The sequence below is a fragment of the Secundilactobacillus paracollinoides genome, assembly GCF_001702155.1.
Classification (GTDB): Bacteria; Bacillota; Bacilli; order Lactobacillales; family Lactobacillaceae; genus Secundilactobacillus; species Secundilactobacillus paracollinoides.
In genome coordinates this window covers 1,533,787-1,549,593 of the sequence record NZ_CP014912.1, presented here as the reverse complement: position 1 = coordinate 1,549,593, position 15,807 = coordinate 1,533,787, and the positions used below count along the sequence as shown (strand labels likewise).

Annotated in this window: 11 protein-coding genes; 6 read left to right on the top strand and 5 right to left on the bottom strand. The window is 48.4% G+C overall.

Annotated features, from left to right (window positions below):
- Window positions 1-29: 29 nt before the first annotated feature.
- The gene (locus tag AYR61_RS06470) at window positions 30-986 is read left to right on the top strand and encodes an alpha/beta hydrolase (RefSeq protein WP_083215509.1); all 957 of its coding nucleotides are present in this window, start codon (window positions 30-32) and stop codon (window positions 984-986) included.
- Window positions 987-1,196: 210 nt separating this feature from the next.
- On the opposite strand, the gene AYR61_RS06465 is transcribed toward AYR61_RS06470, so the two are convergent.
- Window positions 1,197-1,748, bottom strand: a complete 552-nt coding sequence (locus AYR61_RS06465; RefSeq protein ID WP_065902215.1) for a TetR/AcrR family transcriptional regulator — start codon at window positions 1,746-1,748, stop codon at window positions 1,197-1,199.
- Between the two features lie 102 nt (window positions 1,749-1,850).
- On the opposite strand from AYR61_RS06465, the gene AYR61_RS06460 reads away from it, so the two are divergent.
- On the top strand, window positions 1,851-3,563 hold the full coding sequence (locus tag AYR61_RS06460; protein ID WP_065902213.1) for an MFS transporter: 1,713 nt from the start codon (window positions 1,851-1,853) through the stop codon (window positions 3,561-3,563).
- 515 nt (window positions 3,564-4,078) lie between these two features.
- Here the strand turns inward: AYR61_RS06460 and AYR61_RS06455 are convergent.
- Window positions 4,079-5,701 carry a peptide ABC transporter substrate-binding protein gene (locus AYR61_RS06455; RefSeq protein WP_056987532.1) on the bottom strand — a complete coding sequence of 541 codons (1,623 nt, stop codon included), beginning with the start codon at window positions 5,699-5,701 and terminating at the stop codon, window positions 4,079-4,081.
- 223 nt (window positions 5,702-5,924) lie between these two features.
- On the opposite strand from AYR61_RS06455, the gene AYR61_RS06450 reads away from it, so the two are divergent.
- Window positions 5,925-6,404: a C39 family peptidase gene (locus tag AYR61_RS06450; RefSeq protein ID WP_054709614.1), complete on the top strand. Its 480-nt coding sequence runs from the start codon at window positions 5,925-5,927 to the stop codon at window positions 6,402-6,404.
- An 87-nt stretch (window positions 6,405-6,491) separates the two neighbouring features.
- On the opposite strand, the gene ltrA is transcribed toward AYR61_RS06450, so the two are convergent.
- The 3 genes from ltrA to AYR61_RS06435 all read right to left on the bottom strand — a co-directional run bounded on the left by ltrA (window position 6,492) and on the right by AYR61_RS06435 (window position 10,845).
- Complete coding sequence (gene ltrA / locus AYR61_RS06445; RefSeq protein WP_065902211.1) at window positions 6,492-7,874, bottom strand: group II intron reverse transcriptase/maturase; 1,383 nt, start codon at window positions 7,872-7,874, stop codon at window positions 6,492-6,494.
- 477 nt (window positions 7,875-8,351) lie between these two features.
- Entirely contained in the window at window positions 8,352-9,347 is a 996-nt protein-coding gene (locus AYR61_RS06440; RefSeq protein ID WP_056987212.1) for an N-acetylmuramoyl-L-alanine amidase, read from the bottom strand.
- Window positions 9,337-10,845: a C39 family peptidase gene (locus tag AYR61_RS06435; protein ID WP_065902209.1), complete on the bottom strand. Its 1,509-nt coding sequence runs from the start codon at window positions 10,843-10,845 to the stop codon at window positions 9,337-9,339. Before AYR61_RS06435 ends, AYR61_RS06440 begins: the two co-directional genes overlap by 11 nt.
- Before the next feature lie 1,056 nt (window positions 10,846-11,901).
- On the opposite strand from AYR61_RS06435, the gene AYR61_RS06430 reads away from it, so the two are divergent.
- The 3 genes from AYR61_RS06430 to AYR61_RS06420 all read left to right on the top strand — a co-directional run bounded on the left by AYR61_RS06430 (window position 11,902) and on the right by AYR61_RS06420 (window position 15,352).
- On the top strand, window positions 11,902-12,717 hold the full coding sequence (locus AYR61_RS06430) for a 2-keto-4-pentenoate hydratase (protein WP_065902207.1): 816 nt from the start codon (window positions 11,902-11,904) through the stop codon (window positions 12,715-12,717).
- 473 nt (window positions 12,718-13,190) lie between these two features.
- Window positions 13,191-14,618 carry an amino acid ABC transporter substrate-binding protein/permease gene (locus AYR61_RS06425; RefSeq protein ID WP_083220038.1) on the top strand — a complete coding sequence of 476 codons (1,428 nt, stop codon included), beginning with the start codon at window positions 13,191-13,193 and terminating at the stop codon, window positions 14,616-14,618.
- Window positions 14,615-15,352 (top strand): amino acid ABC transporter ATP-binding protein, encoded by a 738-nt coding sequence (locus AYR61_RS06420; RefSeq protein WP_065902202.1) that lies wholly within the window; start codon window positions 14,615-14,617, stop codon window positions 15,350-15,352. Before AYR61_RS06425 ends, AYR61_RS06420 begins: the two co-directional genes overlap by 4 nt.
- The last annotated feature ends 455 nt before the right edge of the window (window positions 15,353-15,807 follow it).

Genomic DNA, 15,807 nt, shown 5'->3' with positions numbered 1-15,807 from the left:
TTGAACTTTTATGGTGAGGAGATACAACTATGTCGAAGCGTCTACTAAAATTATCCCTGGGTATCATCTTAGCAGCAGGGATTTTACTCGGCTTCGGGTTTAAAATGGCAACTAACTCAGCCAAACCAAACTCACAACCATCCGTAACACACAAAACACAACAAACTAAACATCAAAGTGCGAACACTGTTTCCGCAAAAGTCAACGTGCCAACACTGATGATTCATGGTGTCGGTGGCACGTTTGAGTCCGAAATGCCAATGGTCAAACAGGCCGTGCAAAAAGGGTATGCCCAGTGGGGACTTGTCGTTCACGTGAAGGCGGACGGCCAGGTGACCACGCGCGGCTCATTAAAAAACAAGCCTAACCCGATTATCCTCGTCCGTTTCGATAACAACGTTGCCGGTGAACTTCAGGACGCAAAATGGATCAAGAACGTGCTGACCACGCTGAAAACTAAGTACGATGTGACCGAATACAACATCGTCGGCCACTCAATGGGCGCTTACGCCGCTGTTTACTATGAGAAGTACTACAGCCATGAGGCCAACCAGCCAAAATTGGATAAACTCGTCACACTAGCAGGGCCGTTTGACGGCATCATCACTGAGCGGAAAACCCGCTGGATCGGCCGTGTGTCTGACCGAATCTTGAAGTTGTGGGATGATACGCCGAACCTTAACCGGCTGACGGCAACAGGTAAACCAAAGATCATCCATCCGGAATACCAACTTCTGCTCAACAAACGAAATGAATTTCCATCATCCGCTCACGTCCTGAACATGTATGGTAACCTGAAAAACGGCACGAATTCAGACGGCACTGTGACCAACATTTCCAGTGAGTCGCTGGCCTACCTCATTGGCAGCCGCGTCACCAGCTTCCGTGAGAAGATGATTACCGGCTACGATGCTTCGCACTATGGGTTGCATAATGATAACGCTGAAGTTCGACAGGAACTGTATAAGTTTCTTTGGAACAAATAGAGCGTGAAGGAAAACCACTAAAGTGACTGTATTCGCAAAAAAGGGCACCACAATCAAAACATTATTTTGATTGCGGTGCCCTTTTTTTGTGTGTAAAGCTGTACGTCACATGACTGAAAGCTTCGGAAAACAGAAAGCTGCATGTAAGCCAACTCTGGCTAAAATGCCAAGTTCATGCATTTCTGCCAGAGTTGGCTTACACTCCGCTTCCTACCGTTTTCCTCCGCTCTCTATTTTCAAGAAATCCGCAATCAACTGCCCCATATAAGCCGGTGTCTCAGTCATCTCGTTTTGCACCCACCGCAGCGACGTGTTGATCACGGCACCAGCCAAAAAGCCGCCCCAGTATCGCTGCGTTGTGTTTGACCCAGGTCCCTGATAGATTTTATCAGCCTGAACGAGATACTGAAAAGCAGTTTCGAACCCACGGATCAATGGCTGCTCGTTCCCAGTTTCAAGGAGCACCAGCTGTTCCTCATGATGGTTGGCTACTAGTTCAAAATAGTGGGTCATCATCGTTGGCATTTCCAGCTTGGTACTATTAGGCAGACCCCGCATGTAATTGACGATGCTCAACATCTCATACTGGTCAATGATTTCTGCATACGTCGTGAAATGCTTGTAGTAATAAGTCCGGGAAACGCCGGCTTTCTGGCACAGTTTAGTAACCGAAATCGTTGTCATTTCCTGATGTTGCATGAGGTCGATCAGCGCATGGAATATAGCAACCAGCGCCTGATCACGTCGCTCTTTAGGTGACATCGTTAACAAAATCCCTCCTTTTGTAACCGAAGTATTCAGTCTTATTATACACGCTGGTATCGTAGACAAGCGTTAAGAAATTCCGTTCAAGGAGACGATAATATGACACTTAAAACACGATTAACCGTCATGACGATGGCCATCGGCATCTTCTTATGCATGCTGGATACCACCATCATGAACATTGCCCTCCCCGCCATCCAATCCGGGCTCCACGTGAGTTTAGCTTCTCTGTCCTGGGCACTAAACGTTTACACCATTACCTTCGCAGTGTTTACGATTCCGCTGGGACGCTTATCCGACCAGTTAGGCCGCCACAAGGTCTACATTGCGGGGTTGGCGCTCTTCCTCATTGGGTCACTCGTATCCGGTAGTGCCACCAGCATGGCGCTGCTTATCAGTGGCCGGGCGCTGCAAAGTCTTGGCGCCGCCATTGTCTTTCCAGCCAGCATGACCATCGGCATCACCACGGTCGATTTGGCGCACCGGACCCCCGTCGTTGCCACACTTGGGCTGACTCAGGGACTTGCCGCTGCGCTCGGACCAACACTGGGCGGGATCATCACCCAATTTCTTGGGTGGCGCTGGGTCTTCTTCATCAACGTCCCACTGGTTATTTTAGCCATTGGCCTGTCACTATGGTTATTACAATTGAAAAACGAGTCGCGGACAACGGCCAAAATTGATGGCCTTGGAATGGTGCTTTCAATGATCCTGCTGTTTTCACTCACCCTGGCGCTGGTCCAAGGGTCTGACTGGGGTTGGTCAAGCCTGCCCATTCTCAGCCTATTTGCAATCAGTCTCGTTTCATTGGTTGCCTTCATCGTTGCTGAACGGTTCGTCAAGGATCCAATGATTCCACTCACCCTCTTTGCCCACCGCCAATTTGCGGGCGCCGTGTTCGCCATTGTCATCACCGGGATCTTCCTGGTCGCCGTCATGGTCATTTTCCCGACCTTCTGCACGAAGGTTCAGGGTAAAACGGAACTCGCCGCTGCGCTCATGATTACGCCAGCCTCTGTCATGATCTTTCTTCTGGCACCGATCAGCGGCAACATCATCGATAAAATCGGACCGCGGGTGATGGTTGCAACCGGCTTTATTCTAATGATCCTCGGCTATGCCACCATCTTTGTGATGAATCCAAACCAGTACGCGCAGGTCGTCATTGCGCTACTGTTTATCGGCGCTGGCTTTGGTCTGGTCGCAGGTCCCATCGTAGTTCTGGGCGCTGCTGATTTCACTGGCGATATGCTGACCGCTTCGCAAAGTGTGCTGGGACTGTTTCGCCAAATCGGGACCGTCCTCGCAGTCGCTATTTTCGTGTCTGCATTGACTGCCAACCTGAAAACGGCAAAGACGACCGCCATCAACGATACGGAAACCTACGTCCAAACCCTGGCGCTACCACAAACTGCAAAACACGCGATGGTGACCAACGCTACTGCCCAGATCAAATCCGAAAATCCGAGTGATCACCACGCTGCTGGTATTTCCAAGGCAACCGAGGCTCGTTTGATTGAAGAAAATTACCAAACGGCTGTGAAAAAGGCTGGTGGTGCGCAATTGCCAACTTCAGTGAAGCAGGCTATTCGGTTCAAGGTAACGCATGCTGTTCAAACCAAGGTTACGAAAGACAACGCGGTGATCAGCAAGGCTTCAACACACATTAAACATACGACCAAGCAACACATTGTTGCCGCGTTTATGTCGCCTTATAAACTGGCACTGCCGTTCTTGGTGCTTGCTAGTTTGACGTCACTTTTGTTTTACCGACGAAAAGATTATCGCCGTGTTTTGGCTGATAGAAATTAAAAAGACGACCAATCGATTGGGATTGGTCGTCTTTTTTAGCCCATTAGAAAACAAGTTCTACTACTTGTCTATGATGACAATAGTGTGAACATGCCGAACGGTTCCACTACGCTATGATACTTGTAATAGTTCATCATAGATGGTTAGGCTTCATAAATGGTGTCATGAAACCTATTAACCAATCGATACCTGTGACTAGAGCATGGTCAGAAGCATACCTGTTAATAATCTGACTAGCAGTCGAGGGCGGATTCTCCACAAACTAGTATTAACGCCATTCTGATGTTTAACTAGTTGTACAAAGTCACCTCAACGTTAGTGGAATGCAGCAATTTGGCACGGAGTCGTGGTGTCGACATCAGTTAGCGACCGTACTTTGGTCGGTTACTGATGTGCGAGTCGATGGAGATCCATTCGAGAGCTGCGCAGCAGAAATCGAATTAGCTTCATCGCGAGCCACTACGCGGAGTGCCAAATTGCGGAATGCAACGGACTTTATCACCGGACCCTACTCTCTACTTCAAATAAGTCGTTTTAAAGTTATAACTAGCACCAGCAGAATTATAAACCATATCCTTAACCGATGAACTCAACAACCAAGGTGCAGCTGACTGATACAGCGGCGTAATGCCTTGGTCCTTCATCATGATATTTTGAGCTTTGACCATATCGTCCCAACGCTTGGAGGCATTGTTGGCATCCGTGGTTGATGACGCGTTGATCAAACTGTCATACTCGCTGTTTGACCAGCCTGAGATGTTGCTTGGGTTGTTCTTTGTCATAATGTTCAGGAAGGTAATTGGGTCCGCAAAGTCGGCGAACCAGTTAGCAAACGTCACTTCGTAGTCGTGGTTGGCCTGCTTAGCCAATTCTGACCGTTGTGGGATGTTTGACACACTGACCTTTAATCCTGGCAACGTTTCTTCCAGCCCGCTTTGCAGGTACTCGGTAACTTTCTTACCCGCATCACTATCAGCTGACAGAATGGTAAAGTGCGGGTTGGTAATCCCCGTTTCCTTTAACCCTTCCTTCCAGAGCTGCTTAGCCTTGGTTGGGTTGTAGGTCATTGATTCCGGCGTGGTAATATCTGACGTGAAGTCCTTGCCGGTCTTAGGGTTTGTTGCCAGGCCCTTTGAAACAAAACTGCCGTTGACAAACGAGCCGTCACCTAACACTTTGTTGGTAATTTGTTTCCGGTTGATGGCCATGGAAATGGCTTCCCGGATCTTCAAGTTCTTAAAGAGTTTCATCTTTTGGTTCATGGCCAAATAATAACTGCTTGACTGTGGCCGTGAAATTAAGTCTTTGTTGTTCTTCAGATTTTTAGCTTGGTTCCCAGTTAATGGGGCGCCAATGAGTTTCTTTGAGTTGTATTGGTTGAGCGCTGTTTGGTTATCCTTGACCACTTGGTACTTAATAGAAGACATCTTGACGGCCTTCTTATCCCAGTAATCGTTGTTCTTCTTGAGTGTCCAGGTCGTGCTTGTCCCGTTCCACTTGGTCAGCTTATACGGGCCGTTGTAGACCATCTTATCGCTGCGTGTCCCGTAGGCACTGCCGTACTTGTTAACCACCTTTTCGTTTTGCGGGTAGAAAACAGGGAACCCGAGTAACAGCTTAAAGTAAGGAATTTGCTGTTCGAGATCGATCTGAAGTTTATACTTGCCCAACGCTTTGATGCCAAGCGTATTCGCTGATTTTTTGCCATCAGCAATAGCATCCGCATTCTTGATACCGCTAAACAGGTAGCTATACTGAGACGCCGTCTTGGGGTTCACCGTCCGCTTCCACGAGTACACAAAATCTTGAGCAGTAACGGTGTCGCCGTTGCTCCACTTAGTGTTGTGCCGCATGTCGATGATGTAGCGTTTGCCATCCTTCGACTGCGTCATCTTCGTCGCAAGACCAGTTTCCGGCTTACTATTCTTTCCCAGCCGGTACAGCCCTTCATTGGTGTTGTTCAACGTATCAAATGTCCCTAAAGCAGTTGACTTAGACAGGTCAATGGTTGATAACTCACTATCCGTTGGCATGGTAAACGTCTTCTTGCTGGATGAACTATTCGATGAACAAGCCCCCAGCACAAGCGCAAGGCCGGCCACACCAGCCAGTGCGGCCCACTTTTGTCTCAAACTCATAATAAAATCCTCCTCACAACACACAATTATTAAACACACATTAACAATAGTTTAACATATTTTTAAGAATAACGACCCGGTATTCTAATTCTTATTTAATATAAACGGGATCAATCGTTGTACTTACGCAGTGTAAGTGATTTCTTTTGAGTATTTATACACCATTGTGACAGGGCGTATCTATGCTATAATTGTGGCAAATTACTAAGAAGGCGGTGAGCACATGCACCTGAACGTTCCCCTGATTCCGCAACGCCCCGAACTGCCAACCGGCTGTGAAATTACTGCAGTGACCATGATGCTGCAATATGCTGGTGCTGACGTGTCGAAGGTCCAATTAGCTCATGAGATGCCGTACGCTAAGGAAGATTGCAATTTAGGCTTTGTGGGCGACCCATTTACAGATAATGGCAACAGTATTTACCCACCGGCGTTGCTGGCCCTCGTCACAAAATATGCTGGCCACGCAACCAACCTGACCGGTGCGACCCTAGCTGAGCTCCATCAACAGCTGGATGCAAACAAGCCCGTGGTGATCTGGGTCGGTGAGTTTGACGGTTTCCACACCCACGCCCTCGTTCTGGTGGGGTACGATGCTGCCACTGTCACTGTGAATGACTGTTGGACAAATACTGTCACGATGCTTGATAACGCACAATTTGCTGAAATTCGGGCAAACAAGGCAATGGCGTTGGGGCTTTAAGCAATCGAGTAGGAGGTAATTGATTAATTCAATTACCGACCTCTCACACCACCGTACGTACGGTTCCGTATACGGCGGTTCAATAATTTAAGCACTTTGTATTGACTGGAGTGTCTTGCTCATATTGATGAGTCCAAGGCGTTCCAGTCTTTTGTTTGTCAGAGTATAGGTCAATGTCTTGCTATGCGCAGTTCGCCAATAACCCTTACGGGTATTGGCCATTGTATAAGCACTGGTGCCAGAAAGCCCCAGTTTTACAAGATGATTGACCTTTGTTTTGAGCTTCTTCCACTGTTTCCAAATATACTGGCGAATCCTTGCTCGCAACCATTCGTCTAAGTGACGGATAAAATTGGTCATTTTCCCGACCGAATAGTACTGTAACCACCCACGCATCTTTTGATGAATCTCGTTAAACACCAGGTTTAACGAAACGCCCCGATTGCGCTTGGTCATTTTCCTGAGTGCAGACTTGATGCGTTGCTTGGCCTGCCAAGCAGGTCGCGCATACACACCTCCTCGACCAACCCCCAAGGAAAATCCCAGGAACTTGGCCCGCAGAGGCGAACTTACTGATGTCTTGTCCTCATTGACGGTGACCTTTAGGTCGCCTTCAAGAAAGCGAGTAACATTAGTCAGAACCCGTTCTCCAGCACGTTTGCTTCGGACATAAATATTACAATCGTCCGCATAGCGGACAAACTTATGACCTCTGGAAGTTAACAGCTTATCCAGTTCGTTGAGATAAATGTTAGCCAAAAGTGGCGATAAGGGGCCACCTTGAGGGGTGCCTTTATCACTTCGTTCAAATAGACCACCATTCATGACACCGCTGGTTAGGAAGCGACGAATGAGATGCAGTATCCATGGATCCGTAATATACTGCTCAATAAATTTAATAAGCAGATCGTGGTTGACCGTATCGAAGTATGCTTTTAAATCGAGATCCACGACATAGTGATAGCCCTGATTGTAGAACTGAACCACTCTATCAATGGCATCTTTAGCACTTCGATTCGGTCGGAACCCAAAACTATTATCTGAGAAGACACGCTCAAATGTTGGCACCATGACTTGCGCCATGGCTTGTTGAACAAGTCGGTCAATCACAGTTGGTATTCCGAGCTTGCGTTTACCACCATTAGGTTTTGGAATTTCAACCCGCTTAACGGGACGAGGCCGATAGGTCTCGTTTTGTAAAGCTTGCAGTAATTCCTGTTTATGTTTCCTCAAGTAGGGCAACAGTTCGTCAACGGTCATTCCGTCTAGTCCTGCTGCACCTTTGTTTCTGCAGACGCGAAGATAAGCCTCGTTCAGGTTATTTCGGTCTAAGACTAACTCTTGAAACTTAGTGCCGTTCATCATCGTATTTTCACCAGAGTCAGTGCTACGCACCCCGACTTGTTCTTGGGCTTCCAGTCCTACTGTCCGCCGGCGGTCAGCTTTTTCTGTATTCTGCGGTTGTTGCACTGTCTCCACCTCCAATATCAATGATGACCTATTATTGTTCAGCCCTTCGTGGCAGATACCACTACTATGGCCTCGGCTGACTCCTGTATCGTTCTGCACCACATCACTGCGATGTTTGTTCCTGTGGCGCTTAGCGCGCCTCTTGTCGGGAACGTACGATACAGGCCTCCCCGGGTAAGAACGCCCACTTTCGTACCATGTCATTGCCAGCTTTACTGCGATGGCCTCGAGTAGTATTGGACTTTGGTTTGTTTGGCAACCTCGTCCGACCAACACAGCCTTATGGCTGATTCTTGTACATCAATGCGGTACTTTGTCGCCGACTTCCTTCAGATTCCACCTCACGATGGACACCCTTGTCATTGACTTGCGGTTCCGACTACTACGGCCCGCAACGGACTTTCACCGTCTAGTTGGCGCCCATGCCGGGCGCACCAAAAAATAAGTCCCGGCTTTGTCAGCCAAGACTTATTTATTTTACTCTTTTTTGACCAAATGCATAGTATCAATTGGGACAAAAGCAATTCGGTGATTGTAATAGAACTGGTAGTACCGTTGCCCAGTGAACGATGCCTGAAATTGGCCATTAGTGTCACGACTTTCAAGCTGTGACACAAGCGGGCCAGCAACGTACTGCTCCTCAGCAGCCAACGTTGCAATCGGCTTGGCAGCTGCACTGGTCATGCCAAAAATGGGTGTGTGCGGGCTGTTCGGGGCAATGACCTCACCCTGACACCCCTGCAGAATCGTGTGCTCCGGATCATGACACCAGCCTTTCACACCGTTATACCAAATCGCGACCCACTCACCCGACCGCTCAGCACAGACGTACCGTTGCCCATAAGACAACTGATGCGTCCACGCAGGTAACGACTCACTAGTTAGCAATTCGGCACCAGTATCGGGCGATTGGTATAGGTCAGCCACGTTCACACACACGACCACGGGTTCGCCGATTTGCGGCGTTCCAAGTGAGATAACCGGGGCCCATAATCCCTTCATTAATCCCTGCCAGTCAAAATAACGGCCAGGGTCTTGGTGCATCGCCAACTGACCATCAGGTGTTGCCGCACACAGATTATCGTGACCTAACAGGTGGTCGCGGTCCAGCGGCACATGAAACGTTTGGCTGAGCTGGGCAACCACGGTGGCCAGACTGCGCAACATCGTTTCGGTAAACGACTCTGGCTCACCAACGTAGGCTTCCTGCTCAATGCCCACTGAGCGGCAATTCAGCTCCCAATTACCCGCGTGCCAGGCGACATTTTCTGGTGCCACCATCCGCGTCACCAAGCCATCCGCTCCGCGAATCACGTCGTGGGCGCTCACCTCGTGGTCTTCCTGAAACCGTCGCACCGTGTCCAGGTACGACAGCTCCGTTGAATGGATCACGATATGGGTCACCGGCACATCGTCGGGCCGGTTTGCTTGCGTATAGTTCGATACTGCAGCCGAAACCTCGTTAGTCTGCATAGATCTCATCCAAATTAATCGTTGCCGTCAGCGTTGGTGCTGCCAATCGTGCAACGTAGACCGTCAGTTCAGTGGCTGCGGGATGTTTGAGCTTCAGCGCCTTCACATCCAAAATGATCCGGCCCTGGTCGTCAACATCCGCATAGTAGATATGCTGGTTGGCAAGACTGGCCTTGTTGCCGTCATCGTTGAAGCAGTAGGCAACGGTCATCGTCTCTTCGTCAAAATGAGACGTTTTTTCGTACTGGGTCGGTGTTAGCGGCCGCAGATTATCGTTTTCGCAAACGGTATAGTGCTGCAGGTCATCGTCTGGTAACAGCGTCACCGTGATCCGTGACGGCTGCATCAAGCGCTCATATCCCGGATAGTTTTCTTCAATGATGTACGCCACGCGTGACGCCCAAGCTTTGGAGAATTGGTCTAGGCGGTAGAACCGTTTAGCTGTCGCGTCGTCATCCGCATACGAATCATTGACAGCAACGTAGTCCACACCGTCAATTTTCGTAAACCCAGTGACCAGCAACAAATGACCGTAAGTGCTGCCCGGCGTCCCTTTGACGTATGGCAGATCCGTTTGGTTCGGATCATTCGTGTACTGCACGCTGACACCGACTGGATAGCCATCAGCAATCAGGTGTCGCAGACCATTCATCGTGGTAAACGCGGTATAGGCGTGGTACCCGAGACTCCCAGCTAACGCCGTGCTAAACGACCAGTTGCCAAACCCATCGTAGGTCTCATCATAGTTCCGTAAGGCGGCTTCTTCGGGTAAAATATCTGCATTTTGCCGGTTAACAGCCATCGAAACTGTTGTTGGACTGCAGATCCCCGGCGCCAATTTAGGGTCACGGATCTCTTGCGAGTACGCAGGTGCCGAGATGACCTTATCCAGTTCGATTGGGTGGTCATCCGCCGTTAAATCGCGGTTCAACGGCTTCACACTGGCTGCCAGCAATTTCAACACCGGCGTCTGGGTGGCATCGTCAGAATGCAGTTTAACGCGCAGCCGGACTTCGGTTGCCGTCCCCGACGTTGTGAGTGTATCCGTGTCAAGACTTGCTAACGGGTCGGTCGTGTCTTCCACAGCGCTCGCACTCGGTTGGCTGGCTGACCAATGCCCCCAAGAATGCCACTTCGACCATTCGCCATCCACTAAGACCTGCGCAGAGACGTCCACACTGGTACCCCGTGGGGTCAGCGCGTTCCAGGAAACGACAAGCGTTTTAAAACTGGTCAGTTTAAACGCCGGGGTTAACAGGATGCCTTCTGCCACATAGGCATCATCGTGCTGTTCGAGCACGAGGGCACTGTTATCGGCAGCCGCATAGGACAGCTGTTTGCCAAACCGTTGCAGATCAACGGCTGAAAAATCGTCAAAAATTCGGGTGTTGCTCAAGCGTTCTGGTGCCAGAACGTCGGTATTCTTCTTATAGTAAAAGGCAACTGCACCGGCCGCTAAACCAAGCGCTGTGCCCAAGATAAATCGTGATAGTTTCATCGGGGGATTCCCTCTCTTCCGGTGGATCCGTTCAAAGATTCCGCGGCCCACTCGTTTAGATACAATCATGGGCGTGATAATAGACATTTTTCGTGATTTGTTGGTAAAAGTATACCATGGATGCGCATGAGGCGCACGACCCTGATAAGCGACAACGGTCGTCGCATCGCTGTTGGAAGCGGATAATAAGCCTGTAATCCAACAACGATGGCCTAGGTAGATGACTGTTTTGTAACAGGTCGCTTACTAAGAGTTAACAGAATACACCATCACTAGGTGAATGACCAGTAACTATCTCGATTTAAGAAAAAATTTGACTGAAGGCCAAACGCCCACCGCACTAGCACTTGAGATTAATCATTTCTCATATTTTCTAATCTTTTTGCCATTTAGCTGTTGACACCTTCCAAAACAGGGTGTAAATTAATGCCAATCATTAAATTTGAATGAAAGGCGTTGACGAGAAACATCAATTCCGTTTCGTAGTTAGAGAGCTGCTGGGTGGTGAAAAGCAGTCTACGAACGCAACCGATGATCATCTCCGAGCTGCGTGCCGAACCCGTTGAATCGGAAGTAGAACACGTTGGGTGCACCCATTATCGTGCCAAGCGTATCGCAGCAATGCCGTACGTGAGAGGTAATTTCAGTCCTGAAATTATAAATTAAGGTGGTACCACGTGAAAGCGTCCTTACTTGCAACTCGTTTGCATTTAAGGGCGCTTTTTCGTCATTCAAATTCAATTTACATAACTTAAGGTGGTGAGGAAAAATGGAAGATGGCATTATGGTCTCAGACGACAAAAGCGACATTCAGATTATGAGCAACACACACATAGTACCAGCGTTAACACATAGTATCCGTCACAACACATATCGTTTTCAACAATCACATAGCGCACCAACACATATCGTTAATGAAGTGTCATTTCTCATAAAACTCGCCACAACATATCAATCCTGAATCGTTTTCGGGACACCGGCGAGTCACACATAGCAGCACATAGAACATTGTTAGCACACTAAATTTTAGACACATACCATACGGAGGTCTCGCCCATGAGTGAACAAGTATTAAACAAACAACAATTATCAGAAACTGAAGCAACCGTCGCCAACCAATTATTCGATGCCTACACGACCCACAAGTCATTAACCATGGCTGACTTCGACGGTCAACTCACCGATGAGGATAGCGCCTACCGCGTTCAACGACAACTGACTGCATTAAAAAACGAGACGGTCGGCGGCTACAAAGTATCCTTAACCAGCAAACAAACGCAAGACATGTTTGACTCCGACAGCCCACTATACGGCGCTCAGGTTGCCAGCCACTTCGTACAATCGCCCGTCACTGTTGATGCCGACCAAGTCATGGATCCCTTAGCCGAAGTAGAAATGCTCTTCACGGCAAAAGAAGACTTATCAGCCAACGATTCATTAGAAGACCTCATGCGTAAAACAAAGGTTGCCCCAGCCGTTGAAGTCCCCGATTCACGTTTTGCCGACTGGTTCCCAAGCCTCTCTAAGTACCTCGTGATGGCGGACGCCGCTGTTGGTGGCTACGTCGCTTATGGCACTGAGGTAGATACTAATGCGTTATTTGAATCAGTTGATGATCTCGCAAACGTCCATTGTGAACTCTTCCATGATGGGAAGAAATTGAAGGACGGCGCTTCCTCAGAAGTTCTCGGTAACCCGTTGAAGTCCTTGAAGTGGTTAGTGGAGAAATTGGAGTCACAGGGAATGCCGCTCAAAGCTGGTCAACGTGTTTCCAGTGGGACGTTCCTGTTGCCAGAATCATTGACTAAGGGCGAATGGAAAGCCACCTTTGATAAGGGGCTTGGCAACGTGATGTTGCATGTTAACCGTTAGTTTATTGAGTTGAGCTTTGTTTCGTCATTAATGAAAACCCTCCTTTAAAGAAATTTGAGTAGTTCACACATACTATGGAAAACAGCTCTGAGCGATTAGTCGCGGGGCTGTTTTTTGATTGGCGGGTTAGAATCTTCTTTTGTTCATGTTGCATATCAGAAGATAATTTCTTAGCCGCTTTTTACTCCAAGGCTTTGGTTTACTAGCTTATAGGGTTTTGAAGGCAGCTGTCTTCTACTCCTACATAGCCTAAACGCGCTCCCGAAGGGCAAGGAGCTGCACCTAAGGGGACTTCGACACAAAGGCCAAGCCCGGGCCTTTATGTCAAAGTCCCCTTAGGCTCCGCTCCTTAACCGCCCTTCCTCCGCGCTCTATACTTTATTAAAACTTTCTGTTAAACTAAGAAAAGTCACAATGTTACGTTACATAACATGATTAAGGAGGCAAACTATTCATGAAACGCACATTTTGGGGTGTTGTTGCTGCCCTTTCTGTTTTTTTTCGCGTGTCTTTTGACATTTAATCTTTCGCCAACGCCTGCCAAGGCCGAGACGACCTACACCATTGGGACCGACGTCACCTTTCCCCCGTTTGAATTTGCGAACAAGCAAAACAAATACGTCGGGATCGACATGGACCTGATGCGTGCCATTGCCAAGGATCAAGGGTTCAAAGTTCAGATCAAACCGGTGGGCTTCAACACCGCCGTTCAGGCTGTGCAGTCTGGCCAGCTGGACGGGGTCATTGCCGGGATGAGTATCACTAAGGAACGGGAAGCTACGTTTGACTTCTCCAAACCCTACTTTACTTCTGGCGTTGTCATGGCCGTTGCTAAGAACAGTAAGGTTACCAAGCTCAGTCAGTTACGCGGCAAGAAGGTTGCTGTTAAGACCGGGACTTCCGGCGCCGACTACGCTAACAGCATCAAAAATAAGTACGGCTTTAAAGTCGTCACGTTTGACGACTCTAATAATATGTATGAAGATGTGACCACTGGTAACTCAATTGCCTGTTTCGAAGACTCGCCCGTCATGCGTTACGGGATCAAGCAAGGCACTCAACTTAAAATCGTCACGAAACCTGCTGAAAACGGTTCTTATGGGTTTGCCGTCGAAAAGGGGCACAACCAAAAATTGTTGAAGTCCTTCAATAAAGGTCTCGCCGATCTAAAAGCCAATGGTCAATATAAGAAGATCACTGAGAAATACTTAGGCAAGGACGCCTCCAAGGATAGCGACAGCACCTCCGACCGCAGTTTCATCGGGTTGATCAAACAAAATAAATCAGCTCTCTGGACAGGGTTCAAGGAAACGCTGTGGTTAACCGTTGTTTCTATTATATTTGCCACGATTTTCGGGGTCCTCGTCGGCCTCATGGGTGTTTTCCCAAATAAGTTCCTAAACGGCCTATCAACCACCTTAATTTACATTTTCCGTGGGTTGCCGCTGTTGGTTCTGGCGCTGTTCATCTATACCGGTATTCCAAGTTTGACTGGCCAGAAGATTCCAGCATTCGTTGCTGGGATCATCACGCTGATGTTTAACGAAGGGGCCTACATTGCAGCCTTCGTTAAGGGTGGCATTAACGCCGTCGACTCCGGTCAAATGGAAGCAGCCCGTAGCCTCGGATTGCCGTTTGGTCGCGCCATGCGCAAAGTCATTTTGCCACAAGGCATTCGAATCATGATTCCATCGTTTATCAACCAATTCATCATTACACTGAAGGATACCTCGATTCTCTCCATCATTGGCATTCTTGAACTGACGCAGACCGGGAAGATCATCATCGCTCGAAATCTTGAAGGCTTCAAAGTTTGGACGATCATCGCCATCATTTACCTGGTCATCATTACCCTCCTGACATGGCTGTCTAATTGGGTTCAGAAAAGGAGTAAGCTATGAGCACACGATTAAAAGTAACGGATCTCGTTAAAACATACGGTGATAATGAAGTGCTGAAGGGCATCAACCTGGAAGTGGAAAACAACGAAGTGGTCGTCATTATCGGCCCTTCTGGTTCCGGGAAAAGTACCCTGTTACGGACGTTAAACAAGTTGGAAGCCCCAACGTCTGGCTCAATCGTCATCGACGGCTACGACATTGCGGACTCAAAAACGGATATCAATAAGGTGCGTGAAAACATCGGCATGGTGTTCCAACACTTTAACCTGTTTAATAATTTAACGGTTGGCGAAAACATCATGTTGGCGCCAACGGAACTGAAGAAATCGGATAAGGCCGGTGCCGAAAAACAAGCCAAGCACCTGTTGGCAACGGTTGGTCTGGAGGAGAAATTCGACGCTCGCGTGCAATCCCTCTCCGGTGGCCAGCAACAACGAGTGGCCATTGCCCGGGCACTCGCGATGAACCCAGACATCATGCTGTTTGACGAACCAACCTCAGCCCTGGACCCCGAAATGGTCGGTGATGTGTTGGCCGTTATGAAGACGCTGGCAAAGCAGGGCATGACCATGATCGTCGTGACCCACGAAATGGGCTTTGCAAAGGAAGTGGCCGACCGGGTCGTCTTTGTGGATGACGGGAATATTCAGGAACAAGGGACGCCAGAAGAGGTGTTTGACCACCCGAAGAATCCGCGGTTGCAGGATTTCTTGAATAAGGTGTTGAATGTATAAGAGAGTGGAACAAACCGGTTAAAGACTGGAGCAGAAGCGGACGATGTTATAAAATCCCGGGTTTGGATTTTGAACCGGAAGTCACTTAGGTGCAACTCCTTGCCTCCTGGAACACGTTTCGGCAATGTGTGATTACCCCACGTTGCAAGAAATATTCAGTAAACTAATCTCCCAAAAAATCACCCTCTACATTCTCGTAGTTGGGTGATTTTTATTGTCTTAAATGGGAATCGCAATTTACTATACTTTTTAAGTCCAGCTAATAGAGACTCTTTTTCAACCCTACAATCCCTACAATTGTCACTATGGATGGTAATACTTCATAAGTGATGTCCTGATACCTGTCAATCAATTGTTAACCTTAACTGGCACACCATGAGAAGCATTGCTGTCAATGTCCGCATTAGCAGTCAAGGGCGGATTCTTTGCAAACCTGATTTAACGCCATTTTGATG

Bases quoted from the DNA above. Each gene is read 5' to 3' on its own strand.
- AYR61_RS06465 (WP_065902215.1), bottom strand. From the start codon at position 1,748: ATGTCACCTAAAGAGCGACGTGATCAGGCGCTGGTTGCTATATTCCAT.
- AYR61_RS06440 (WP_056987212.1), bottom strand. From the start codon at position 9,347: ATGCAGACTAACGAGGTTTCGGCTGCAGTATCGAACTATACGCAAGCA.
- AYR61_RS06430 (WP_065902207.1), top strand. From the start codon at position 11,902: ATGAGTGAACAAGTATTAAACAAACAACAATTATCAGAAACTGAAGCA.
- AYR61_RS06450 (WP_054709614.1), top strand. From the start codon at position 5,925: ATGCACCTGAACGTTCCCCTGATTCCGCAACGCCCCGAACTGCCAACC.
- AYR61_RS06470 (WP_083215509.1), top strand. From the start codon at position 30: ATGTCGAAGCGTCTACTAAAATTATCCCTGGGTATCATCTTAGCAGCA.
- AYR61_RS06435 (WP_065902209.1), bottom strand. From the start codon at position 10,845: ATGAAACTATCACGATTTATCTTGGGCACAGCGCTTGGTTTAGCGGCC.
- AYR61_RS06455 (WP_056987532.1), bottom strand. From the start codon at position 5,701: ATGAGTTTGAGACAAAAGTGGGCCGCACTGGCTGGTGTGGCCGGCCTT.
- AYR61_RS06420 (WP_065902202.1), top strand. From the start codon at position 14,615: ATGAGCACACGATTAAAAGTAACGGATCTCGTTAAAACATACGGTGAT.
- AYR61_RS06460 (WP_065902213.1), top strand. From the start codon at position 1,851: ATGACACTTAAAACACGATTAACCGTCATGACGATGGCCATCGGCATC.